This is a genomic window from Methanosarcina sp. Kolksee (genome assembly GCF_000969945.1).
GTDB classification, from domain to species: Archaea; Halobacteriota; Methanosarcinia; order Methanosarcinales; family Methanosarcinaceae; genus Methanosarcina; species Methanosarcina vacuolata.
Genome location: NZ_CP009524.1, coordinates 3,173,020 through 3,196,465, shown reverse-complemented (window position 1 = coordinate 3,196,465; position 23,446 = coordinate 3,173,020). Strand labels below are relative to the sequence as shown.

Genomic DNA, 23,446 nt, shown 5'->3' with positions numbered 1-23,446 from the left:
CACTTTTGAAGTTTTTTAATTTTTGTACCTTTTATCTTTAGTTGATTGTGTTGAGTTGATTGCGAAGACCTTTTAGCTCTTTTTTCATCAATTACACAGTGTGTGTTGAGTTAATTGTGTGTTGAGTTAATTGTGTGTTGAGTCAATTGTGCGTTGAGTCAATTGTGCGTTGAGTTAATTGTGCCGAGTTAATATCATAAAACACTGAAGCAGGCAGTTTTATTCTTAAAATGCAACACGAAAAGATACACAAACAGCTAAAAATAGGAGTGGGAGTATCCCCCACTAATTTTAATTATAGGTGACTTTACTTTCTAGATTCGAGAAACTTGTTAGCATCCACTTGATGAGTAATTTTTGCTCGGTTTGCTCGAAGAGTACTGTTCCATTTTGCTGGATGAGCAGTCTTCACTCTTCTCTGACGACAAATCGTCTGCTCGAAGGAAAACCTGCTTGACCTTATAAGGAACTTCATCGTCTTTGAAAGAGAAAGCGGAAAAACTGTAAAAAAGCTTGCGAGATACCAGCAGTTCAGAGCGGTAAATAAAATTCTCAAAAATATTACGAAAGCAGAAAAAGAAGGAGGAGTTATCTGGCACTGGCAGGGAAGCGGAAAGAGCCTTACTATGCTCTGGACAGCTGTTAAGATACGGCATAGGAAAGAACTTGGAAATCCGACCCTCTTTGTCATTACTGATAGAACTGATCTGGACAGCCAGATCCACGGGACTTTCGAACGCTGTGGTTTCCCTAATCCCATCAAAGCCCGAAATTCAAAGAATTTACAGGAACTTTTGAGCAAGCCAACTGGACAGACAATTATGAGCACAGTTCAGAAGTTCCAAGATGTAACATCTGACAACAATATCTACCCTGTCCTGACGGAAGAATCCAATATCTTCGTACTTGTGGATGAGGCCCACAGGAGTCAGTATAAGTCTCTTGCAGCAAACATGCGAAGAGCTCTTCCAAATGCCTGTTTCATAGGCTTTACAGGTACTCCTATCTCTAAGAAAAACAGAGATACCTTTGAAACTTTCGGGCCCGAAATCGATAGATATGATCACAATCAGTCAGTGAATGACGGAATGACCGTCCCGATTTATTATGAGAGCCGAATGGCTGAACTTCAGATAGAAGGTTATGGGCTTGAAGAACTTTTCGACCGAATTTTTACTGGTTATTCTCCTGAAGAAAAAGAAGCAATCAAAAAGAAATACATCACTAAGGAAGAGATAGCGGCTTCCTATCCCAGGCTCAGGGCAATAGCCCTTGATCTCATTAAACACTATGAAGAATATATCATGCCAAATAGCTTTAAAGCGCAGATTGTAGCTGTAAACCGAAGAGCTGCTATCAAATATAAAAAGATTCTTGATGATATTAATGCCCCTTCAAGTGAACTTTTGATCTCGGTTGAGCATAACGAAACCGATTATTTGCCCTATAGGAAGACTAAATCTGAAGAAGAAGAAATTATTAGGCGGTTTAAAGAAGAAAAGGATCCAAAAATCCTTGTAGTCTGTGACAAGCTCACTACGGGTTTTGATGCCCCCGTTGAGCAGGTCATGTATCTAGATAGCCCCTTAAAGGAGCACAATTTACTTCAAGCAATGGGGCGCGTAAACAGAAAGTTTGCCCACAAGGAACACGGGCTTGTTGTTGACTACTGGGGCGTTGCCGAGGAGCTTCAGAATGCCCTTAAGATGTACAGCGAGGAAGGCATCGAAGGAATGATTCGGGAAGACTACAAAAAAGAAATTCTTCCGAAACTCCAAGCTGCAAATAGAGCTGCACTTGATTTCTTTCAGGACGTGGAAAAAGGGAATTACAACGAATCTTATACCGAACTTTGTGTCCGCTATCTTGAGCCAGAGGATCAGAGAGTCGTTTTTGATCAGAGGTTCAAGCTCTTTTCAAACTATATGGATATGCTCCTCCCAGATCCTAAAGCTCTGGATTACCTACAGGATCTTAAATGGCTTGGAGAAATCAGGATGACTGCACGTAACAGGTATAGGGATAGTCTCCTCTCTCTAGAAGATTGCAGTGAAAAGGTAAGGAAGATCATAGAAGATCATATTAAAGTCAAGGATATAATCCAGTTGCATGAACCTACTTCCATCTACTCGGCAGACTTCGAAAAAGAACTGGAAAAGCTCTCTTCTGCAGAAGCAAAGGCAAGTGAAATTGAGCATGCTATAAAGCACGAAATTTCTGTGAAATGTGATGAAAACCCTGTGTTTTACACTTCTATAAAGGAAATGCTTGAGCAGATTATCGAAGATACCCGTAAACAAAGAATTGACAGCATCGAAAAACTGAAACGTCTTAAAAACGCTCTTGAAAAGGTCAAAGCTCCAGAAACATACGCAAAGGATCTTGGTGTAGATCAAGAAGTAGCTCCTTTCTATAGCTTGATCACGGAAAATGTCTTAGATAAAGAGCCTTTCAAAAAAGTAGCTGGGGCAGTTTATCGGACAATTAAAGAAAATGCTGTAGTAGACTGGCAGCAAAAAGAAGACGTGAAAAGAGAAATGAGGCGCCAGATAAAAAGAACTCTTAGAGATTCTAACTTTCCTTCAGACCAAGTTGAAGATATGGCTATGAAACTTATGGATCTTGCAGCCAAGAGGTTCATAGGATGAATGAAAACGACAGCGTAATTTTTGGAACTTCAAAAATAAACTATGAAATTACCTATAGTGTTCGAAGAAAAAACGTAAGCATCTCCGTTAGTCCAGATAAGAAAGTGAAAGTTCTTGCTCCTTCCAATTTAACTCCTGAAGCCATCAGAGAGGTAGTGAAAAGGAAGGCTGATTGGGTGCTTAAAAAGTTAGAGTGGTTTGATCACATCCAGCAGTTTGATTCATCCAAAGAATATGTTAGCGGTGAGACATTTCTATATATGGGCCGACAATATCGCCTGAAAATTCTTTCAGAAAATTTTGAAGTTTCTATCAGATTAAAAGGAAGATTCTTTGAGGTTACTATCCCTAAAGATACACCTCAAGAGAACCGTCAGCAGTTAGTAAGAGGTGTACTTTGGAAGTGGTACGTTGAACATGCTGAGAAAAAACTAAGAGAAATTTCACAGACTTACTCTCGAAAACTTCACATTAGTCCCCCTTCATTAAAAGTTAAATCTCAAGCAAAGCGGTGGGGTAGTTGCTCAAAAGACAATGTAATTAGGATCAATGTTCAAATAATCATGGCCCCTATGAAACAAATCGAATATGTAATAGCTCATGAGCTCTGCCATATAAAATATAAAAGTCATTCATCAGATTTTTGGAAGAGTCTTCGTTTAATTATGCCTGACTATGAGCTCCGAAAGGAATCCTTACGAAAGGAAGGATGGAGATATGTATTATGATGTCACAATTTAGATCAAAAACGCTAATCTAAATTTCACTCCTCCTTTCCACCAAATACCACTATTTCCTTCCTTTTTTTCTCCTGCACAATCTCAATATCCTCAACCCCCCTGATCCCAGAAAGTAAAAAATACCTCCTTCACATCACCCAGTTCCTCAAGAGAGATTTTCAGTAAATTCCAAAACCACTTCCGGACGCTTTTAACAAATATCTTATGAATTCCCGGTCTCTTTCAAAAATTTTACATTCAGGGGTCCGGTTTGAGAATTTCACGATCTAGAGATTCTGTCGCGGATCGGTTTGGGAAGGATCAAAAACTAAAAAACGGTAGGTGGGGAAGAGGGGAACAGTACGCGCGGGAAATATATTTTTATAGAAATAATTAGGTAGTCTATGAGCCTATCCCAAAACCTTGAATTTTGAATAATCGCTCTAATTTCTAACATGAAAATAGTATATCGATTTGGGAATGAAATTGGTTTTGGGATGAGCTCTATTTGAAATATACTCTGCGTTGTCCCATCTGAAGGCAATCGAAAATCCCCGTTTCAGTCAATCAAATCTTGCACAAAATTAAGCTGTTCAAAAAAGTTACTTAAAATTAAAGGTGCTCAAGCAACTCCTCAAGTGAAACATCAGCCTGTTTCAGGATTGCGTTTAATGTAGATTTTTTAATAGGGTCGTGAAGTGGTACGGTGACCAGGTTTGATTCTCTTTGCAAAATTACGTGGCTTCCTTTCTGCCTTACAACGACAAAACCCAATTTTCCGAGAGCTTTTATAACCTTTTTTCCGGAAGTCGAAGGCAATTTAGCCAACTGAAACCTCCACAGTAGCGATTTCTCCCAGTACCTGAGCTTGCTCTCTTGTTACTTCCAAGACAAGCTGAATAGCTTCCTTAATGTTTTCAAGTGCCTCTTCTTTAGTATCTCCTTCGCTAATAGCAGCAGGAATTTCGAGGCACTGGGCAGTATAGCCTCCGTCCTCAGATTCTTCAAGTTTGATTGTAAACCGCATAAAGAATAATTGGTAATTTTGATATTTAATATACTCTGCCTCTGATGATTTTAGCGTTGTAGATAAACGGCAGACTTCCAACCTTTATCCTGAAAAATCAAACAGTGACATCTTTATATCTTTTCTTATTCTTTCTTCAGCGCATCTATTTTTGCCTGTATCTCATCCTTCTGCTGCTTGTACCTTATTTTGATTTCTTTAACCTCTTTGTAGATAAGCAGGCTTTCTTCACTGATTCCTTTCATTGACTCAATATGTATTACGAGTTCATCTACCCCTTCGTCCAGTCGCGGTTCTACTTCCCGCCATTCTGCATACTTAGCCTCTAATTCTTCCTGACTTTTGTCGTCAAGATCAAAGATCTCGTCCCAGAGGTCCATAATCTGGCTCTCTATCTCTTCTTTTGTAGGCATTATCTTCTCCTTGGTTCGGTAAATCTGATTATAAGGGCACTACTATTAATTCCTTTCAGTAACCTTTTTCTTGCAGCCGTCAAGCCGGCTTTTTCAACCAGTGAAATGGAATTCAATAGTAGAATGGAATTAATATTACTTTTATCCGACTCCGCAGATGTCCTGTCAATTTTCAAAATGTTTTTCTGCTATCGTTTTTTCTGAAAATTTCCCTGATTACTCAAACGTATCTTTTTGAAATTTCTCAAACTCTTTGGCCTTTTGGCTTCATTGATAACTTCCAGAAGACATTTTCCTAAGCTTCAGTTGAGATAATCACTGCAAATTTTCAAATCAAAGTTGAGCTGGCGCACCCCAAGCAAGCTAGCGGGGTATTCTAATGAAATAATTAGTGAAATCTTCATTATTGTAAAGAAAGAGGAACCTGACATTACATGAAGGCATAGAATTCTCAAGTTCATATTCCGGACACTGACCCAAATTTAACAGGACAAAAATGTGATGTTGGTGTCCCATATAATCAGAAATTTTGAATGAGGGTCAGGAGTGCGAAATTAGAGATACTTTCATGCCAAATAACTTCATGTTTTCACATTGGGAATTGCTTTATAATTTCACTTCCCCAAATAATCATTAAATACAATTTTCATGTTTTCCTTGAAGGTTCCACTTAATTTTCTTCCCGTTTCATACATTTTGTCCTTGATAGTCGATAACACTTTTAAGTCCTGTTGATATAGAAGTCTTATTAACAAGGCTTTTGACCACATCAATAATGCTGAAAACGGCACTCTTTACAGGCATTTGTGACATGACAGAATAACCTGCGCTCTATTGGGCTGTATTTCGAGGTATGTGCTGGATAATGAGCCATTCTTATCTCAATCCCAATTTCATCTACTAATTTTTAAGTTCAGTCTATTTGACCAATCCTCCCAACAAATATATAATTTTAATAAAGTCATCCACTTAAAAAGTTGAAAACAGTAGTAACTTATATATCTTTGACAGCTTTAATCTATTTAGCTATATATAATTCAATAGGAGACTGAAAAGGGTTGCAATTCGAACTTCTAGAGTTGATTTTTCTTTCCGACAAGCGAAAGCAGTTATTGCTCTTTCTGAAAGGCGGTCCGAAAAACATAGATGAGATCAAGGAAGCCCTTGAGGTAACGTCCACTGCCATTTTGCCTCAAATAAAAAAATTAAAAGAAAAATCCCTGGTCGTTCAGGAAGACAAAATCTACAGCCTTTCACTTATAGGAAAAGTCCTTGTTGAAAAGATGCAGCCTCTTGTCAGCATAATTGATGTCTTCGAGGACAATTTTGATTACTGGGCTGAACGAGATTTTCAGGGAATTCCCTCTTCTTTCCGAAGGCGGCTTGGAGAACTCGGAAAGTGTGACCTGATTCAGCCAGATCTGGACAGGATGTTTGAACTTGATCCAGAGATCGTTGAAAACCTCTCTAAATCGAGTAGTATTCTTGAATGTATAGCCTATTTTGACCCCTCGCTTATTTCTATGTGTAAGGAACTTGCCAGAGATGGAGTCAAGCTTTCCTTTCTCATGTCCGGCCCTGTTTTTGAGCACTATTCTAAGGATTACTTCGAAGACCTCCAGAATATACTGACATTCGAGAGCGTGAAGTTTTTCCTGTACTCTGGAGAACTCCGGATCGCAAATCTAACCGCAACCGACAGATTTGTCATGATTTCCCTTTTCCCGAAAAGTCAGAAGCATTTCGATAGGGAAAGCCTGATAAGTTACGAGCCTTCAGCCCTCCAGTTTGGAAGTGAGCTTTTTGATGAGTTGCTCAAGAATTCTATCCAGATTACACAAATACCACATGAATAAATCAAGCCTATCCAAAAAACTGCTTGCCCGCAAGCCTTTTCAAACAACTGCTTGCCCGCAACCCTTTTGAAAAAAGGCTTGACCGAAAACCCCAAGAACCGTTTGAGTCTGATAACCTTATCCCCAAACCCTATCGGCGTGATAAACCGGCGCAACGGTTTGTGATCAACCGACGCAACGGTTGCGGTTAAGGCGGCTATTATGGTGAAGATGCCGAACGGAGCCAGGGCGGTTTATTTACTTGTAAGAACAAATATTCTTCATTTGCTGAAGAGGGTTAAAAAAGAGGAAGGATGAACCCTTCCGATATAAAGTTTTTAAATAACCTTGAAAAGCTTAGTCCACTATTCCGCCTGTATTTGCAGAGTGAACGGAACGCTGGTACCTTGCAAGGTAGCCTGTAACTTCCTTTTTTGGAGGTACGAATGCCGCTTTTCTTTTCGCAAGCTCTTCTTCTGGGACTTTAAGGTTCAGAACTCTTTCAGGAATATTAATCTCTATCATATCCCCGTCTTTTACCAGAGCAATTGGCCCTCCTTCGCTGGCTTCAGGAGAGACGTGCCCTATACATGGTCCGCGTGTTCCTCCGGAAAAGCGCCCGTCAGTTATCAGAGCCACAGACTCCAGCAGGCCCATGCCTCCGATTGCGGCTGTAGCTGCAAGCATTTCCCTCATTCCAGGGCCGCCTTTTGGGCCTTCGTAGCGGATAACTACAATATCTCCAGGTTTTACATTGCCTGCAAGGATACTTTCCATAGCAGCTTCTTCACAGTCATAAACTTTGGCAGGGCCTGTATAAACGCGCATTTTAGGGTCAACGGCTGCCTGTTTTACGACCGAACCGTCAGGGGCAAGGTTGCCTTTAAGGACTGCAATTCCCCCTTCGGCATGGATAGGCTTGTCGAGAGTTGCAATTATATCTTTATTGAGTTTTGGGTTAATAATCTCAAACTCGTTCAGGTTTTCCCCGATAGTTTTGCCATTTGCTGTAAGCTGATCCAGGTGAAGTTTGGAGGAAAGCCTCTGCATGACTGCCTGAACTCCACCTGCTCTGTCAAAGTGTAGCATGAAATTAGGGCCGCCAGGGCGAAGCGAGATCAGGTGGGGTGTTGTCCTGCTCAACTCATCAAATTTTTCAAGAGGGAGATTCAGCCCGAATTCATGGGCAAGGGCAGGAAGGTGCAGAGTAGTATTTGTGCTCCCCCCGACTGCCATGTCTACCATAATTGCATTTTCAAAAGACTTCAAAGTGACAAGTTTTCTGGGAGTCAGGTTTTCTTTAACCATTTCGACGATACGCTCACCTGATTCCTTGGCAATCCGGACCTTTTTTGCATCCACTGCGTGAGCAGTTGCACAGCCAGGAAGGCTCAGGCCAAGTGCTTCGGTTACACAGGCCATGGTATTTGCGGTAAACATCCCTGCACAGGACCCGGCTCCTCCGCAGGAAAGATTTTCAAGCCTTTTAAGATCAAGTTCTGAGAGTTTGCCTGCACTGTAAGCGCCCACTCCTTCGAAAACTGAGATCAGGTCTGTATATTTGTCATCAACATAACCCGGAAGCATAGGCCCTCCGGTTACGACAATTGCAGGGATATCAAGCCTGCCTGCTGCCATAAGGTGACCTGGCACAATCTTGTCACATGTGGGAATAAGGACAATCCCATCAAACTGATGGGCTTTAACCATAATCTCTATCGTGTCCTCAATAACTTCTCTGCTGGGAAGGGAATATTTCATACCCTCATGTCCCATTGCGATTCCATCACATACTCCTATAGTATGGAATTCAAAAGGAACTCCCCCGGCGTTCCTGATTCCGGCTTTTACAGCCTCAGCAAGTTTATTCAGATGAATATGGCCAGGAATTATATCGTTCCAGGAATTAACGACTGCGATGAATGGTTTCCTCATCTCGGAATCTGTGACTCCTGTCGCTTTCAGAAGTGAACGGTTGGGAGCACGTTCAGGTCCCTCTTTGATGATATCGCTTCTCATTCTAAATCTCCTTAAAGTTTCATGATGAAAACTAAGTATAATGTATAGATAGGAAAAAACTTCATAGTATAAACAGGTTGGGGAGGAAAGACTTGTAAAAAAGAAACAGGATATGAACAGCTGGATGAAAGAATCGCTGAGGAGAAGGAAAGCAGGGAACATTTGTTAAAGGTACTGGTTCTGCCAGAGGTTCCACTGCATAATAATGTGGTGGAACTGGCGGCGAGAGCAAAGGTCAGAAAAAGAGATGTGAGCTTTCAAACCATAACAGAGAAAGGAACAAAGGCAAATGACACATTTATGACGATTTTTCAGACAGCAAAGAGACTGGGTGTAAATACATATCAGTACATATGTGATAGATTCTATGTGACAGATTCTATATAATAGATTCTATGTGACAGATTCTATGTGATAGATTCGCCAACAAATTCGAGATACCATCTCTGGCTCCTCTGGATCAACTCATCAGAGAAAAAAGTTCATTGAATGGAAATTGAGGGATTTCCACTCAATTTGAAGAGGATACGGTAAATGTTATAGCCGAAAAGGAAAATGTGTTGTAAAAAGATGATAACTAAAAAGTTATCTTCTGAGAATCATTGTCCTCAGACGGTCAGCAGCGCTTGCGGATTTATCAGCGATGCCTCCTATTCTTTCGACAAGTCCCATAAGGTGGCAGACGCCTGCGCCTCCGAGAACATCCTCGTATTCGAAGATATTTTTCAGGAGTGCGGTTTCAAGCACATCCACATCATGTTCCAGTCTTTCGACTTCAGGGATGATGGTCATAGTTTCTTTGATTTCTTCCTTGCTGAAGGAAGTTGCGAGAAGCTTGTAAAGTGCGCCAGCAAGTTCATCGTAAAGCCTTGCAGTCTTCAGGGAGGTGTTCATCAGTTCCAGAAAGCCTTTTTTGATTTCCTCAGGGACATCCTTACAGGACCGAAGGGTCATCCAGTAGGCAGCCGTCTGAGCATAATCCGCAATAGAGTCCTGCTGCTTAAGAAAGGAAAGGAGGTCTTTTTTATTCACGGGCAACCTTACTGATGAGGGAATGCTTGCTCTTATCTTCTGTTTGAGTTTATCAGCCTCATGTTCCAGTTTGTCAATCTCATCTGTTCTCTCCTCCAGAATGGACTGGTTTCCTGCACAGTAGGCTTCCATTGCTTCAGCCAGCTTTTCAACTGCCAGCACTCCCTTTTTTGCGTGTGTTTCCAGAGGCAAAAAGGGAGATTCAGCAACCACGTCAAGGACAGAACGGATGTAGTCTTTCATAAAAAGATCACCTTTAATCCTACAAAGATCAATGCCGATGTAAGTGCGGCTATAGGAACTGTTGCTACCCAGGAAGAAATAATTTTCCAGATCACGCGCAGGTCAACGGCTGCAATCCCGCCTGCAAGTCCAACCCCTATAACCGAGCCGACAAGAGTATGTGTAGTCGAAATCGGAAGGGAACTGTAACTGTGAAGCAAAACCACTGTCGCTGTTGCGAACTGGGCAGAAAAACCACGTGTAGGAGTAAGTTGCGTAATCTTTGAGCCAATTGTTAGAACTACTTTATAGCCCCAGGTGGCCATTCCTATTACCATTCCAAGACCTCCCAGTAAAAGCACCCAGAGAGGAATTCCGGATTCTGTCCCTGAAACTCCCATAACATTAAGTGCTGCACAGAGAGGACCAATCGCATTTGCTACGTCATTTGACCCGTGTGCAAATGCAATATAACAACCAGTAATGAGTTGTAAGGATATGAATTTTTTCTCAACAAAAGGCAGGTCTATAGCTCTATGAAGGTAGATTTTTCTTATTAGAGAAAAGGTCAGATAAGCAAAAACCGCTCCAAGAACTGGCGAGATAAACCAGCTGGCGACAATTTTCAGAAGCTCTCCCCAGTGGATTTCAGAAAAAGAGATCGTTCCATTGTAAGCCGCAATCAGCCCGAAGCCGAGCACTGAACCAACTATGGAATGGCTGGTTGAAACGGGAAGGTTATAAAAAGTGGTGAGAGTTACCCAGAAACTTGCCGCAAGAATCGCAGCCAACATCCCGACCGCCACAATACCTGGGTGGACTTTGCCAATGATGCTGATGGGGACAATCCCATTGGCAATTGTAGAGGTTACTCGTCCACCGAACAATACGGCGCCTAAAAGTTCAAAAACAGCAGCAATAACAATCACTTGCTTGATTGATAAGGATCCTGTTCCAACTGAAGTCCCCATAGCATTTGCGAGGTCATTTGCCCCTATATTCCAGGCCATATAAAGGCCCGCTAAAATAAGCGCTATGATAAGTACATCCATTTTTTTCTGCTCCAGAAATATTAAACCTCAAATCTTTTAGTAATTATAATTATAATTATAACCTTTAACTAATAATAACCATAAACTCCGATTTTTAGTTATTATAATAAGTTTATCTGTTCATTTATCCAAAGATTTATTATTTTCATTAATTCCTGAACACTTCTCTTAATTCTGAGCTTGTATGCTATTTCAGACCATTTCATTATATTTTATAGTTTCCATATATTTTCGAGCGCTCTATATAATCTATAGATCTATATACAACTATTTTTGATATATTCATATTCTCTTTACCTCAGGGTTAGCGGCTTTAAATCTCCTATCTGAAGATAACATGGACAAACTCTAAGAGAACAAAGCTTTTCCGTTATTCAAAATAACGTAAAGTTTTTATTCGGATATGCCTTTCCAGAACTTCAATAAAAATGTTTAATTCTGAAAAAGAAGTCTCTGGATATATTTTGTGGAAGGATTCTAAATCTGTTCCAGAACTTCAATAAAAATGTTTAATTTTAAAAAAGAAGTCTTTGGATATATTTTGTGGAAGGATTCTAAATCTGCTCCAGAACTTCAATAAAAATGTTTAATTTTAAAAAAGAAGTCTTTGGATATATTTTGTGGAAGGATTCTAAATCTGCTCCAGAACTTCATTCTGGAAAAGCAGAGAAGTTATTGCATAATTACTAATTGTAATAGAGTACTATAATAGAGTATTAATGTAACAGAGTATTAATGTAAGAGAATTTGGTTTTTTAAGATTACTAATTATATAATATTTCCATAGTTATTCAAATGGATTATTTAATATGAATTAATTGACAGAAATTATGCAAACACTGAGATCATTTGACAGTCGAGATCATTTAACAGCATAGATCATTTAACTATACAGATCATTTGATATAGAACAGTAGAGGAAGATATTTTTCAGGTTTCAAGCTCATGAAATTCCTGATCTTTCAGTTCTTTTTTCCTGATATTCTCTCTGAGCAGGTCCAGCACCTCTTCATCCGAAACATCGTACCATCTCTCGTAAGCCTGAGCAACAGCCCTGAAATATGCAGGAATCTCAAGCACCACGAGCTCATCTACTATTTTCTGAAGCTCTTCTGCGACCTCTACTCCTGCTACAGGCACTGCAACCACTATTTTTCTGGCCTTCCTGTTTTTGCAAAGTTCAATGGCTGCCCGCATTGTAGAGCCCATTGCAATGCCGTCATCAATTAGAATTACAGTTCTTCCCTCAAGCTCGGACAGGGAATTTCCTCCTCTGAGAGCTTTTATGCGCCTTTCAATCTCAGCAATTTGCTCCTGTTTTATCCGTTCAATGGTTTCTCCTGAAAGCCAGTTGTGTGCATTTTCTAAAATAAACGTACTCCCGTTCTCGGCTACTGCCCCGAATCCGGCTTCAGGATTGTCCGGGAAAGGTAGTTTCCTTGAAATAATTAGAGAAAAATCGGTATTCAGCTTCGCTGCAACCTGCAGTCCAACTTCCACTCCCCCACGTGGAATTGCAAGAATAATAGGATTCTCGATCCTGTATTTTTCAAGAGCTTTTGCAAGCTTTTCCCCTGCATCTTTACGGTTTTTGAACATGTTTCCACCTTGTATTCAAAAATTATGCCTTTTTTCCGTACAAATATTAAAATCAAAATATCCTCATAGGCCGCCTGTAAATTTCTACTGAAGAACCTGAAGGAAGAACGGTTTCTGGTAAACAAAGTTCCAACACTTTGTTTGCAACATCTTCAGGCTTGAGAACAGGCTCATCTGAAAAAAGCGAGCGGTACATGTCGGTATCCACACCTGCAGGACAGACTGCATAAACCTGAAGCCCACCTCCGACTTCGTAAGCAAGAGACTCTGTAAAACCAATTACTGCAAATTTTGAAGCGCAATATATCGAAAGCTTCGGTATGCCATGCTTTCCCGCTCCAGAAGATATATTTACAATCCTGCCTTCTCCTCTTTTAAGTAGGTGAGGAAGAGCGTATTTTGTGCAGAAAAACATACCTTTCACGTTTGTATCTATAATCTCATTATATTCTTCAGTTGAAGTCTCTACAAGATATTTCCTGTATGCCACTCCTGCATTGTTCACGAGGATATCAATTTTTCCAAAAGCATTTACTGCCTCTGAAATCATGTTTATGACTTCATCTTCTTTTCGAATGTCGGTCTTTACTGCAAGGGCCCTTCTCCCTTCCCTCTCCACCAGCCTGGCAGTTTCTCTAATTTCTCTTTCGGTTCTTGCAACAATTACAATGTTGGCTCCTTCTCTTGCCAGTGACAGGCAGATGGCCCTGCCAATTCCTTTTCCCCCACCGGTTACAATAGCTGTCTGGCCTTTCAATCTCATAGCAGTCACTCTACAGTCAGCAGTCACTCTACAGTCATTTTATTAATTGTCAAGCAGGATAAGGATATAATTTTGGAAGCACTATTTCTAAACTGCAATTAAGAGCTATCTCTTAAAAAGAAAAGGAAATTCCGGCAAAAGAATGCAGAAGACCTGGCAAAAAGATGATTTAGGTACTATAAAGCTGCCAGAGCTATCTGTTATAAGTCTGCCAGAACTGTTCCATAACTGTCCCATAACTGTCCTATAGTTGTCGGAGGCCTGCTCCTTGGTATTTATAATTAAAGCTGAGGGACTGGAAGAGCCTGCATCTCGATTATCTTCCCTGATGTAACTTTTGAATCAGGCGAGGCAAGTTCCAGCACTTTTTCTGCGATGTGCTCTGGCTTGAGCGAAGGCCTGTCCGAAAATAGTGACCTGTACATACCCGTATCCACAGCGCCAGGGCAGATAGCGTAGACTTTTATTTCTCCTTCTAACTCGGACGCAATAGATTCTGTTATTCCGTTTACTCCAAATTTTGAGGCAGAGTATACGGAAAAATTCGGAAGCCCGTGTAATCCTCCTACCGAGGATATATTGATTATTTTTCCATTATTGCTCTCTCTGACGTATGGAATCGCATACTTTGTGCAGAGAAAAACTCCTTTTAAGTTGGTATCCATCATTTGTTCGTACTCTTCCAGGGTGGTATCTTCCAGCTTCTTTTTGTAAGCCACTCCTGCGTTGTTGATAAGGATATCAAGCCTGCCGCATTTGTCAATTGTCATTGAAATCAGGCGTCTTACGTCCTCTTCATTCTGCACGTCAGCCTGGACAGCCATGGCTTTACTGCCCATTGCTTTTAATTTATTTACGATCTCTTTGATTTCACTCTCATTCCTTGCTGCAATAACGACGTTTGCTCCCTCTTTTGCCAGAGCAAGGCAGATAGCTCTTCCTATCCCTTTGCTCCCCCCAGTTACAAGAGCTGTTTGACCTGCTAAACTCATTGCTACTCCTTTTATCGGTTTATATTTATATAATTATTTTTTATTAAATAAAATATAAAACGGAGAAAAAAGGGATATATTTTTGGAAATTAAGTTTCTGAAAAGAAGTTCTTCTCGCGAGAATGAGCTTTTTGATATTCTCAATTTCTTCGGTTGTCAGCCTTTTATTCAGAATTCTGGTGCGAATTCCGGCAGACGAATAATATTTCGTTTTGGGTTGTACCATTTTTGACGCTCCAGTGCGTCTGAGATTATGTGAAGATCCCTCCATCAGCCCTGAGAAAATGGCAAAAGCTTTGAAGTTAATCCAGATTTACGAGTCGAATATGAGAAGAAAATTTATGAATACACTGAATATATAACAACTCATGTTTGTGTCATCTATATCCCTTTCTGGTCATGCAGACATCGGAAATAATACACTAAAAAATAATGCACTAAATAACAATAAAATATCTGTAGTGTGTATGGGTGATTCCATCACATACGGTTTTTGTGGAAATGGGACTTCATATCCTTCAATATTGCAATCACGATTGTCTGGAGCAGTAATACACAACGCTGGTGAGTGCGGAGATCAGACTTACGAGATGCTAGCCAGGTTTGATAGAGATGTGATATCACACCATCCGAATTTTGTTATAATAATGGGCGGTATCAATGACCTTCTCCTTGGACAGCCTGAACAGGTTATTGAAGATGATCTAGCTGCAATGTGCAAGAATTCCATACAAAATGGAATTACACCAGTACTTTGCTCAATCACACCAATGACTTATGTTCCACGGAATTTGAAAATAAAAACAAACAACCTGAACAAGTGGATTCTATCATATTCAAATGTACAAGGCTATAAAGTGATAGATTTCAACTCTGTGCTGGATGATGGCCATGATAATCTGAGACAAGAGTACGATTCTGGAGATGGGTGCCATCCAAACGCTGCTGGTTATGTTGCTATGGGAAATTCGATTGACATCAATTTGTTTAAACACTAGAGGTAACTGGTGCCATCATAGGTTTGAAACACAAAACAACTGCAAAAAATAGTGATTACCTTGTAAGGGCTATTATATTAACCAATTAAGGTCTATTATATTAACCATTTAAGGTCGATCATATTAACCATTTAAGGTCGATCATATTAACCATTTAAGGTCGATCATATTAACCATTTAAGGTCGATCATATTAACCATTTAAGGTTAATACTTTCACATAGCTCAGGTGAACCTTTTAACCATTACTCGATATTTCCTTTTGAGGTTGGTTGAAATGGACACATCAGAGAAGTATATCAGAATGTGCTCACTAGCGAAGGAAATTCAGCAGAAGTGGGTATTCCAATCCGGTGATTTTGTTTATAATCCAGCTTTTGAAAAAATTGAGGTTTTACTCGATCCTGGAAATAATTCTATTAATTATATCTGGCTACCGAGACAAGATCAACTTCAAGAAATCTGTATCACATTCTTTATGCATAATCTGAGAATATCGAAATTCGAAGCATTCTCACGATTTTTGGAATGGTACTCTGGACGCCTGAGATATACTTTCGAACATGGACTCAAGAATGGAAACGATTTCATAGACTCAGGGGAAGAACTTTTGTTAAACCGTGCAATGATAATGATGCACTGGAAAAAATGGGACGGGGAAAATTGGGTAAAAGCTCTAGATGGAAAAGCATCAGGGAAAATTCCCGCAAAAAATTCTAATTACTTCCAGGCTGGATCTAAAAAGGATTAGCTGTAGAGAATGCGGATTCAAAAAAGATAGTAGTTATCGTATTTCAAAATGTTTTCCTGTTATTACAGTACCAAAAATTTTTCACCCTGGCAACGCAAAGCATTATTCGAAAACCTGACATTCGCGTTGTACTTTTACTCAAGATACTGGCGATCAATATAACAGTACTTCCAGTCCTCACCTGGCTCGAAAGATTGGATTACAGGATGCCCGGTTTCTTCAAAGTGCTTTGTTGCGTGTTTATTTTTTGACTGGTCACAGCAGCCCACATGTCCACAGGTCAGGCAAACCCTCAGGTGTATCCAGCTATCTCCGCTTTTCAGGCATTCCTCACAACCCTTTGAGCCCTGCTCTATGTTTTTAATTTTTATCATAGTTCTGTGTGTACAGACCATAGTGTTTATCCTCCCTGTACAGACCATAGTGTTTATCCTCCCACTTTACCCTCCCACTTTTCCTTTTTATTTTTATCTTTACAGCGTTAAAAATGAGCAGTATTGAAATTACGTAACTGTAACCCTGGTAAACCTCCACCTTGCAATAAGAAACATTATTCCCGCAAAAGCCAGGAGAGCCAGGAAGGAGACAATAACCTCTCCCTGAGTGTAAGTATAACGGAGTCCAATTGACGAAAATTCACTCCCTATTGCAAAATACCTTATTCCGCTGACAAGGTGTGTGAGAGGATTGACTGTGGACAGAGCCCGGAGCACAGGAGGAAATGAATTTGCAGGGTAAAGTGCATTGCTCGTGAAAAAGAAAGGCATAGTAAGCAGGGTTATTACAGCCTGCATCCCTTCCGGGCTTTCCATTGTTATTGCTATTGCAGCCGAAAGGAAAAGAAACCCGAGAGAAAATATCCCTACAAAAAGCATGATCCCGATGAGTGAAACCAGAATCTGTGTTACTGTGTAGCCTTCAAAAAACTGGACTCCCAGTAAAAGCCCAAAAACCATGATCACAGTAGCCTGGATAAAGGATTTTGTCATGGCTGAAAGTCCTATCCCTATGATTATATGGATTCTTGGAAGAGGACTTGAAAGGGTCTCCCGCATAAGCCCCCAGTTTTTGTCAAAAAGCAGCACTGTCCCCCCAAAAAGGCTTGTAAAAAGTGTGGTCATGGCAATAACGCCTGCACCTATGAAAGTCAGGTATCCCACAACTCTCACCCCGGGAATAACCGGCATAGTTGCAGTAAGCCTTTCAAAGTTGTTTGACATTGCTACTCCGAAAAAAGCTAGCCAGAGTGCAGGCTGGACAAGGGAAGTAAACAGGAGAGTTCGGAACCGGACAAACCGTAGCATGTCACGCCAGTATATGGTAAGAAAGCCTTTATGCATCTCTTAACGCCTTCCTGGTTTTGCCACAATCGTTTTTTCGGTCCCCGTATCCCTGATCTCCCTTCCGGTATAATGAACAAAAACGTCATCCATTGATGGTTTTTTGAGGTTTACGGCCCTGATCTTAATACCCCCGTTCCGAAGTTTATCCATGATCTCAGGCAGCAGGTAGGTACCGTCCATATTGACCATAGCAATTATTCCTTTTGCTTTGTCTCGAATTCCTTTTACAGTATCAAGTTTCATTAACAGACTGGAAGCTTCCCTGTTATCACTTGTTTCGAGATATATAAGATCTTCACCAAGTGCATTTTTTAACTCCCAGGGCTTGCCTGTGACAATGATTTCCCCATGATCTATGATGCTTATCCTGTTACTGAGCTGGTCGGCTTCGTCCATATAATGGGTTGTCAGAAAAATGGTTGTGCCCTGCCGGTTGATGTCTTTTACGTAATCCCAGATTCTGATTCTTGTCTGAGGGTCAAGCCCGATTGTAGGTTCGTCCATGAAAAGCACTCTCGGGCGGGTCATGAGTCCCCTCGCAATCTCAAGCCTGCGCTTCATTCCGCCGCTCAGGTATCTTGTCAGAACATCCCTCTTTGCTTCAAGCTCGACCAGACTTAGCAATTCGTCAACACGCGCCTGCCTTTGAGCTTTTGGCATGGAATAGAGCCTTCCGTGGTATTCCAGAATCTCCCGAACAGTCATATCCCTGTCAAGAGTCAACTCCTGAAAGACAATCCCTATTGATTCCCTTACTTTTTCAGGTTCAGTTCTCAAATCATGGCCTGCAATAGTTACTCTTCCTTTCTGCATAGGCAGGAGAGTGGTAAGAATATTAATTACAGTACTCTTCCCAGCTCCGTTTGGCCCGAGAAAAGAAAATATCTCCCCTTTTCTTACCGTAAAACTGATGTTATCGACGGCTTTTATCTCGCCGAAAAAATATTCAAGGTTAGTTACTTCTATGATATTGTCTTCCAGAACCAGTACTCCCTCTGTTTCTATCTATAAAGGAAATGAAACTTTCATTGATAAATAGGTATTTTGCCTGAATTTCTGTAGAAAGTAAACTGGTTAATAAATATGGATAAAACCATATCTAAGTATCGAAAGCCACAGATGAATTCTTAAGGGCTACTGGAAAGGAATATTTCGTGAAATGGCTCTTTTGCGAGCCTGAATAGATAAAGGCAGCAAAAATTATTTGCTTAAAAGGAGAAAAGAAAGTAAACAGGTTAGTTAGCAGGTAGTCTGTCAACGGCTGAAAAGCTGGATAATCTAAGCCACAGTTTGATTTGAGTTACAGTTTGCAGAACTTCAGGGATGCTTCTAGAGCCAAAAAATGTTAGGAGAATTGTATACGGATCACGAACAGACTTTTAAGAAGTATCGCTATGTTATCGAAAGGGGATATCCCCATCCTCTTGGGGCAACGCCTGATGAAGATGGAGTAAATTTTTCGATTTATTCCGAACATGCAGATTACGTTGAACTTCTGCTTTTTCACAGATGTGATGATCTGAAACCTGCTCTTATCCTTTACACAAACAGAGTTGGAGAATTTACTCATTCTAAAAATATTGCAAATTCAGTTATGGTTTCCGAGGATATTGAAAATATTGCGAGCTCAGTTAAGGTTTCCGAGGATATTGAAAATATTGCGAGCTCAGTTAAGGTTTCCGAGGATATTGAAAATATTGCGAGCTCAGTTAAGGTTTCCGAGGATATTGAAAATATTGCGAGCTCAGTTAAGGTTTCCGAGGATATTGAAAGTATTGAAAATCCAGTTAAGGTTTCTGGGGATATTAAAAATATTGAGAATTCAGTTAAAGTTTCCGAGGATCTTGAAACCACCGAAGCTACAAGTATTGAAATCACTGAAGCCACAAGTATTGCCCTTAATAAAACATTTCACTTCTGGCATGTATATGTGCGGGGCCTTAAGCCTGGAGTCCACTATGCATATCGGATAGGCGGTCCTCTTGATCCCTCCAGAGGATACCGTTTTGACGGGGATAAAGTCCTGATAGATCCTTATTCTAAAGGAAACAACAAAGCACTCTGGAACAGAGAAAAAGCTTGCATGCCAGGAGACAACCTTGCTTTTTCTATGCGCAGCGTGGTAATTGATATGTCCCACTACAAATGGGGAAATAACAGCCACATAACTGCAGAAAAGATATATGAGATGCCCGGAATGGGCGAAAAGCTCTACAGCAAAAAAAGGCTGCAAGAACTGAATGAAACCATCATCTATGAGCTGCATGTAGGCGGGTTTACCAGATCTCCAACATCAGGAGTCACAGCGCCCGGTACATTTTCAGGAGTAATTGAAAAAATTCCATATCTCAAGGAACTTGGCATTACATCTGTAGAATTAATGCCTGTCTTTGATTTTGATGATGCAACAAGCCTTGACGGAAGAAAACAATACTGGGGCTATGACCCGATATGTTTTTTTGCGCCTCACAGCAGCTATTGTGTGAATCCTGAGTACGGAGCTCATATGGAAGAATTCAGGGACATGGTCAGAGCTCTGCACAAAGCTGGAATTGAGGTAATTCTTGATGTGGTCTTTAACCATACAGCCGAAGGAGACAACCTGGGCCCGGTATTTTCTTTCAAGGGTATAGATAACAGCATATATTATCTCCTGGAACCTGACAAGCAATACTACAGCAATTATTCGGGTTGTGAAAATACAGTGAGCTGCAACCATCCTATTCCCCAGAAGCTGATAGTAGACTGCCTAAAATACTGGGCAGAAGAGATGCATGTTGATGGTTTTCGGTTTGATGAGGGTTCTATCCTTTCGCTGGATACCGATGGGAAGGTTATGAAGTATCCCCCTGTTATATAGCAGATTGAACTTGACGATGCTCTCGGATACATAAAAGTGATTGCTGAAGCCTGGGACGCAGCTGCACTCAATCAGGTAGGATACTTCCCGGGCCCGAGGTGGGCTGAATGGAACGGTTATTATCGGGATGAGATCCGCCGCTTTGTAAGAGGAGATCCCGGGCTTGTAAGGAGGGTTGCAAGCCGGATTGCCGGGAGCCCTGACCTCTACCAGTCCGAATCAAGGCTTCCGATCAATAGTGTTAATTTCGTGACGTGCCACGACGGATTTACACTTAACGACCTTGTTTTGTATAACCATAAACACAATGAGGCTAACGGGGAAAATAACAGGGATGGAATTGACAATAATTTGAGCTGGAACTGCGGGGTTGAGGGAGAGACCGAAGACCTGGAGATCGAAACCTTGCGGGAAAGGCAGATCAAAAATTTCGCTGCAATTCTGTTGCTGTCTATAGGAGTTCCGATGATTTGCATGGGAGACGAAGTCAGACGCACTCAGAAAGGCAACAACAATGCTTATTGCCAGGACAATGAGACCAGCTGGTTTGACTGGAACTTAGTAGAGAAAAATCGCGATATGCTCCGCTTCTGGAAATTGATGATTGATTTTCGAAAACGCCATACTACCATCCTTCGCCCCCGATATTTTACAGGCAAGGAAAACGAACGTGGGCTAAAAGATATTTCCTGGCACTGGTGCAAGCTCTACAGTCCAGGCTGGGACGACCCTCATGCAAGAGCCCTTTCTTTTACCATGGGAGAACCCGGAGACGAAGAAGATATACATGTTATGATGAATATGTACTGGGAGCCTCTTGAGTTCGAAATTCCGGAACTCAAATGTATAAGTAGAAACTGGTATAGAGCAGTCGATACTTTCTTGCCTTCTCCTCAGGAAATTGCCAAAGCCGGAGAAGAAATCCAGGTCAACGGGAAGAGCTACATTGTGCAGGGCAGGAGTGTAGTTGTGCTAATTTCAAAGCGACTGCCTAAAAAAAGGGTCACAGTGACTAAGAATTACAGTGTAAAAAAACGATCACAGTGACTAAGAATTACAGTGTAAAAACAGGATTACAGTGAAAAAGGATTTCAGTGAAAAAAGATTACAGTGCAAAAAGGATTACAGTGCAGAAATTCCAGGCACTGGAAAAAGTTGGAGCTTTAAAATTATTGTGAAAAATTATCTGTAGATCTATGTGACGAACTATCTGTTGATTTTTTATATGCTTCTATAACATCCTGAACTGACTCAAAGATATGGTCTTTACCAATCATTTGGGTTATGCCGTCTTTATCCAGCTCACTCATCACAGGCTGTACTACTTCACTTAATACAAGAGTAATGTCCAGTTTTTGCAGTTGGATATACACTTTTTTGAGCGTCTCTGCGGAAGTGAAATCGATATCTCCAATGTTTGTGGCAGAAATGCAAAACCATTTAAGTGAGCCATTTTTTATGGCAAGATCTATTATATCTTCCGCAAAGCGGTCTTCGTTAGCAAAGTAGAGGTTTGAACCAAAACGGTAGATTAACAGTCCTTCAACAGCTTGCTGCCCACTTTCCAGTGGAAATGTCTTCATAGCCCCTCCTGCCTTTGGAACAAGCAGAAGGTTAAGTGGCCTGTAACTATGGCGCAGGTGAGCAATGATCGAGAGTATAATAGCTATAAGGATTCCCTGCTCGACACCTATAACTACGACCGTTATAGCCGTTATCAAAGCGACAGCAAACTCGACAGGCCGCTGTCTGTGAAGGGCGGTCATCCCTTCGATATCGATAAGATGCAGACCAATGAGGAATACCATAGACGAAAGTACGGCTGTGGGTAAATAGGCGAATGGCCTGGTAAAGAACAACAGGACTAATATAACAGTTAAGACCGTTGTGAGCTGAGTAAGCTGTGTCCTACCTCCTGCATTTTTAATCATTTCAGTCTTGGTTGGGCTGCCGTTGACAACGAAAGTCCCTGATATCCCTGCTGCTGCGTTAGCAAGGCTCAATCCGATGAGGTCTGTATTTTCATTAAAAGTGTCGGAAAACTTAATGGCATAAGCACGAGATGTTGCAGCACTCTGGGCAAGGATAATAATAAAACAAGAAACGGATATGTTGAAAATATCTGGTAGATTTGAAAGCGGGATTTGAGGAATAGAAATTTGCGGCAGGCCTTGTGGTACTGTGCCAAGGACGCTAATCCCGTAAGAAGAAAAGTCTAATATCCGGCTTGCAGCAATTGCGCCAATAATCGCTATTAGTGAACCTGGAAATTTGTGGCTGATCCTTTCGCCAAGAACAATAACCCCGATTACGGATAATGAGACCAGGAGCGTGGGGGTATTTGTAAGAAAGAGGTTTCTTACTAAAGAGATAATCTGCACAGATGTCCCATCCGGTTCTGAAGGTATCCCAAGCATCCCGCTAATCTGTGATATAGAGATGTAGATACCAGCACCTGTGAGAAATCCTATCAGGACCGTGTAGGAGAGGAAGTCAGCGAGAAAACCAAGCTGGAACAGGCCTCCAAGGAAAAGCAAGATTGCTACGAGTAGGGCGATTGCGCTCGCATATGCGACGTATTGGGAAGATCCAGGCACGGCTATCGTTGTCAGTCCGCTTGCTATAATTGCCGCGGTTGCTGAATCGGCGCCAACGACAAGATGACGGGATGAACCAAAAATGGCAAAAGCTAACATTGGAAACAGGATCGTGTAGATTCCAGTAACTACAGGCATGCCTGCAATTTTAGTGTATCCCATAACTTCGGGGATGGCAAACGCTGCGAATGTTATCCCTGCGATAATTTCCAGGGGTATCTGTTTGGAGTTGAGGGGTAATATTCCTTGAAAGAGGGAAAAATGAAAAGATCTTCTGGAATTCTGCGCAGGTTTCATATTCGTTCTAATCTCCTTACAATAAGGTAATTTTTTGATTGAAATCCTTGAATGACGGATATATCAAACCAGCCTAGTATCCGCCTGGATTTGCAAACCTTTGATCTTATCCTTCAGGTCATATGTTTAGACCTACAACTTTAATTATAATTATCGATTCGTTTCTATTGATTTGTATATCTCTTCATTCAACAACTTCTGGTTATGATGCTATTGTTTTTTCATTTCAACCGCTTAAGTCCGATTCATTTATCATGATGAGTCTTTTGAATATGATATG

22 protein-coding genes and 1 pseudogene are annotated in these 23,446 nt (G+C 41.0%); 9 read left to right on the top strand and 14 right to left on the bottom strand.

Annotation, left to right across the window (positions count from 1 at the left end; translation table 11 throughout):
- Positions 1-428 precede the first annotated feature (428 nt).
- Together MSKOL_RS13175 and MSKOL_RS13170 are read left to right on the top strand one after the other, a co-directional pair.
- Positions 429-2,648, top strand: a complete 2,220-nt coding sequence (locus MSKOL_RS13175) for a type I restriction endonuclease subunit R (protein ID WP_369799548.1) — start codon at positions 429-431, stop codon at positions 2,646-2,648.
- A complete protein-coding gene (locus MSKOL_RS13170) occupies positions 2,645-3,376 on the top strand; it encodes a M48 family metallopeptidase (protein ID WP_048156933.1) in 732 nt (243 codons plus the stop codon). Before MSKOL_RS13175 ends, MSKOL_RS13170 begins: the two co-directional genes overlap by 4 nt.
- 603 nt (positions 3,377-3,979) lie before the next feature.
- Here the strand turns inward: MSKOL_RS13170 and MSKOL_RS13165 are convergent.
- The 4 genes and pseudogenes from MSKOL_RS13165 to MSKOL_RS21660 form a co-directional block, all read right to left on the bottom strand.
- On the bottom strand, positions 3,980-4,195 hold the full coding sequence (locus tag MSKOL_RS13165; protein ID WP_048121588.1) for a type II toxin-antitoxin system HicA family toxin: 216 nt from the start codon (positions 4,193-4,195) through the stop codon (positions 3,980-3,982).
- On the bottom strand, positions 4,188-4,394 hold the full coding sequence (locus MSKOL_RS13160) for a type II toxin-antitoxin system HicB family antitoxin (RefSeq protein ID WP_048121586.1): 207 nt from the start codon (positions 4,392-4,394) through the stop codon (positions 4,188-4,190). The genes MSKOL_RS13165 and MSKOL_RS13160 overlap by 8 nt, the downstream gene beginning before the upstream one ends.
- A 125-nt stretch (positions 4,395-4,519) precedes the next feature.
- Positions 4,520-4,807, bottom strand: coding sequence for a hypothetical protein (locus MSKOL_RS13155; protein WP_048156931.1), 288 nt, complete (start codon positions 4,805-4,807; stop codon positions 4,520-4,522).
- A gap of 769 nt (positions 4,808-5,576) precedes the next feature.
- Positions 5,577-5,702: pseudogene (locus tag MSKOL_RS21660) on the bottom strand (hypothetical protein); the annotation flags it as partial.
- 163 nt (positions 5,703-5,865) lie between these two features.
- On the opposite strand from MSKOL_RS21660, the gene MSKOL_RS13150 reads away from it, so the two are divergent.
- Positions 5,866-6,663, top strand: a complete 798-nt coding sequence (locus MSKOL_RS13150) for a winged helix-turn-helix domain-containing protein (protein WP_048156929.1) — start codon at positions 5,866-5,868, stop codon at positions 6,661-6,663.
- 23 nt (positions 6,664-6,686) lie between these two features.
- A complete protein-coding gene (locus tag MSKOL_RS20365) occupies positions 6,687-6,854 on the top strand; it encodes a hypothetical protein (RefSeq protein ID WP_156151092.1) in 168 nt (55 codons plus the stop codon).
- A 145-nt stretch (positions 6,855-6,999) separates the two neighbouring features.
- Here MSKOL_RS20365 and ilvD read toward each other — a convergent pair whose 3' ends face one another.
- Entirely contained in the window at positions 7,000-8,661 is a 1,662-nt protein-coding gene (gene ilvD / locus MSKOL_RS13145) for a dihydroxy-acid dehydratase (protein WP_048121574.1), read from the bottom strand.
- 162 nt (positions 8,662-8,823) lie between these two features.
- Here ilvD and MSKOL_RS13140 point away from each other — a divergent pair, with 162 nt between their 5' ends.
- Positions 8,824-9,048 (top strand): hypothetical protein, encoded by a 225-nt coding sequence (locus MSKOL_RS13140; RefSeq protein WP_048156926.1) that lies wholly within the window; start codon positions 8,824-8,826, stop codon positions 9,046-9,048.
- A gap of 198 nt (positions 9,049-9,246) precedes the next feature.
- Here MSKOL_RS13140 and MSKOL_RS13135 read toward each other — a convergent pair whose 3' ends face one another.
- The 5 genes from MSKOL_RS13135 to MSKOL_RS13115 form a co-directional block, all read right to left on the bottom strand.
- Positions 9,247-9,936 carry a TIGR00153 family protein gene (locus tag MSKOL_RS13135; RefSeq protein ID WP_048121569.1) on the bottom strand — a complete coding sequence of 230 codons (690 nt, stop codon included), beginning with the start codon at positions 9,934-9,936 and terminating at the stop codon, positions 9,247-9,249.
- Positions 9,933-10,967, bottom strand: coding sequence for an inorganic phosphate transporter (locus MSKOL_RS13130; protein WP_048156920.1), 1,035 nt, complete (start codon positions 10,965-10,967; stop codon positions 9,933-9,935). Before MSKOL_RS13130 ends, MSKOL_RS13135 begins: the two co-directional genes overlap by 4 nt.
- A gap of 930 nt (positions 10,968-11,897) precedes the next feature.
- The gene (locus MSKOL_RS13125) at positions 11,898-12,566 is read right to left on the bottom strand and encodes a phosphoribosyltransferase (protein ID WP_048156917.1); all 669 of its coding nucleotides are present in this window, start codon (positions 12,564-12,566) and stop codon (positions 11,898-11,900) included.
- A 52-nt stretch (positions 12,567-12,618) separates the two neighbouring features.
- Positions 12,619-13,329 carry an SDR family NAD(P)-dependent oxidoreductase gene (locus MSKOL_RS13120; protein WP_048121563.1) on the bottom strand — a complete coding sequence of 237 codons (711 nt, stop codon included), beginning with the start codon at positions 13,327-13,329 and terminating at the stop codon, positions 12,619-12,621.
- Between the two features lie 281 nt (positions 13,330-13,610).
- Positions 13,611-14,321, bottom strand: coding sequence for an SDR family NAD(P)-dependent oxidoreductase (locus MSKOL_RS13115; protein WP_048156915.1), 711 nt, complete (start codon positions 14,319-14,321; stop codon positions 13,611-13,613).
- A gap of 368 nt (positions 14,322-14,689) precedes the next feature.
- Here MSKOL_RS13115 and MSKOL_RS13105 point away from each other — a divergent pair, with 368 nt between their 5' ends.
- Positions 14,690-15,319 (top strand): GDSL-type esterase/lipase family protein, encoded by a 630-nt coding sequence (locus MSKOL_RS13105; RefSeq protein ID WP_048156912.1) that lies wholly within the window; start codon positions 14,690-14,692, stop codon positions 15,317-15,319.
- Positions 15,320-15,595: 276 nt separating this feature from the next.
- Positions 15,596-16,069, top strand: a complete 474-nt coding sequence (locus MSKOL_RS13100) for a hypothetical protein (RefSeq protein ID WP_231592239.1) — start codon at positions 15,596-15,598, stop codon at positions 16,067-16,069.
- Between the two features lie 134 nt (positions 16,070-16,203).
- Here MSKOL_RS13100 and MSKOL_RS13095 read toward each other — a convergent pair whose 3' ends face one another.
- From MSKOL_RS13095 to MSKOL_RS13085, 3 genes are all read right to left on the bottom strand, one after another.
- Entirely contained in the window at positions 16,204-16,491 is a 288-nt protein-coding gene (locus tag MSKOL_RS13095) for a UBP-type zinc finger domain-containing protein (protein ID WP_231592238.1), read from the bottom strand.
- A gap of 81 nt (positions 16,492-16,572) precedes the next feature.
- Positions 16,573-17,409 carry an ABC transporter permease gene (locus tag MSKOL_RS13090; RefSeq protein WP_048156910.1) on the bottom strand — a complete coding sequence of 279 codons (837 nt, stop codon included), beginning with the start codon at positions 17,407-17,409 and terminating at the stop codon, positions 16,573-16,575.
- Between the two features lie 3 nt (positions 17,410-17,412).
- Positions 17,413-18,342, bottom strand: coding sequence for an ATP-binding cassette domain-containing protein (locus tag MSKOL_RS13085; protein ID WP_369799547.1), 930 nt, complete (start codon positions 18,340-18,342; stop codon positions 17,413-17,415).
- A gap of 412 nt (positions 18,343-18,754) precedes the next feature.
- On the opposite strand from MSKOL_RS13085, the gene MSKOL_RS21150 reads away from it, so the two are divergent.
- Both MSKOL_RS21150 and MSKOL_RS21145 read left to right on the top strand, forming a co-directional pair.
- Complete coding sequence (locus MSKOL_RS21150; RefSeq protein ID WP_231592237.1) at positions 18,755-20,272, top strand: alpha-amylase family glycosyl hydrolase; 1,518 nt, start codon at positions 18,755-18,757, stop codon at positions 20,270-20,272.
- Between the two features lie 36 nt (positions 20,273-20,308).
- Positions 20,309-21,319 (top strand): hypothetical protein, encoded by a 1,011-nt coding sequence (locus MSKOL_RS21145; RefSeq protein ID WP_231592236.1) that lies wholly within the window; start codon positions 20,309-20,311, stop codon positions 21,317-21,319.
- A gap of 122 nt (positions 21,320-21,441) precedes the next feature.
- Here the strand turns inward: MSKOL_RS21145 and MSKOL_RS13070 are convergent, their stop codons facing one another.
- The gene (locus MSKOL_RS13070) at positions 21,442-23,166 is read right to left on the bottom strand and encodes a SulP family inorganic anion transporter (protein ID WP_048156907.1); all 1,725 of its coding nucleotides are present in this window, start codon (positions 23,164-23,166) and stop codon (positions 21,442-21,444) included.
- Between the last annotated feature and the right edge of the window lie 280 nt (positions 23,167-23,446).

What these genes read in the sequence shown, in the direction of transcription:
- MSKOL_RS13170 (WP_048156933.1), top strand. Translation starts at nt 2,645, where the DNA reads ATGAATGAAAACGACAGCGTAATTTTTGGAACTTCAAAAATAAACTAT.
- MSKOL_RS13160 (WP_048121586.1), bottom strand. Translation starts at nt 4,394, where the DNA reads ATGCGGTTTACAATCAAACTTGAAGAATCTGAGGACGGAGGCTATACT.
- MSKOL_RS13155 (WP_048156931.1), bottom strand. Translation starts at nt 4,807, where the DNA reads ATGCCTACAAAAGAAGAGATAGAGAGCCAGATTATGGACCTCTGGGAC.
- ilvD (WP_048121574.1), bottom strand. Translation starts at nt 8,661, where the DNA reads ATGAGAAGCGATATCATCAAAGAGGGACCTGAACGTGCTCCCAACCGT.
- MSKOL_RS13135 (WP_048121569.1), bottom strand. Translation starts at nt 9,936, where the DNA reads ATGAAAGACTACATCCGTTCTGTCCTTGACGTGGTTGCTGAATCTCCC.
- MSKOL_RS13130 (WP_048156920.1), bottom strand. Translation starts at nt 10,967, where the DNA reads ATGGATGTACTTATCATAGCGCTTATTTTAGCGGGCCTTTATATGGCC.
- MSKOL_RS13125 (WP_048156917.1), bottom strand. Translation starts at nt 12,566, where the DNA reads ATGTTCAAAAACCGTAAAGATGCAGGGGAAAAGCTTGCAAAAGCTCTT.
- MSKOL_RS13120 (WP_048121563.1), bottom strand. Translation starts at nt 13,329, where the DNA reads ATGAGATTGAAAGGCCAGACAGCTATTGTAACCGGTGGGGGAAAAGGA.
- MSKOL_RS13115 (WP_048156915.1), bottom strand. Translation starts at nt 14,321, where the DNA reads ATGAGTTTAGCAGGTCAAACAGCTCTTGTAACTGGGGGGAGCAAAGGG.
- MSKOL_RS13105 (WP_048156912.1), top strand. Translation starts at nt 14,690, where the DNA reads ATGTTTGTGTCATCTATATCCCTTTCTGGTCATGCAGACATCGGAAAT.
- MSKOL_RS13100 (WP_231592239.1), top strand. Translation starts at nt 15,596, where the DNA reads ATGGACACATCAGAGAAGTATATCAGAATGTGCTCACTAGCGAAGGAA.
- MSKOL_RS13095 (WP_231592238.1), bottom strand. Translation starts at nt 16,491, where the DNA reads ATGGTCTGTACAGGGAGGATAAACACTATGGTCTGTACACACAGAACT.
- MSKOL_RS13090 (WP_048156910.1), bottom strand. Translation starts at nt 17,409, where the DNA reads ATGCATAAAGGCTTTCTTACCATATACTGGCGTGACATGCTACGGTTT.
- MSKOL_RS21150 (WP_231592237.1), top strand. Translation starts at nt 18,755, where the DNA reads ATGTTAGGAGAATTGTATACGGATCACGAACAGACTTTTAAGAAGTAT.
- MSKOL_RS13070 (WP_048156907.1), bottom strand. Translation starts at nt 23,166, where the DNA reads ATGAAACCTGCGCAGAATTCCAGAAGATCTTTTCATTTTTCCCTCTTT.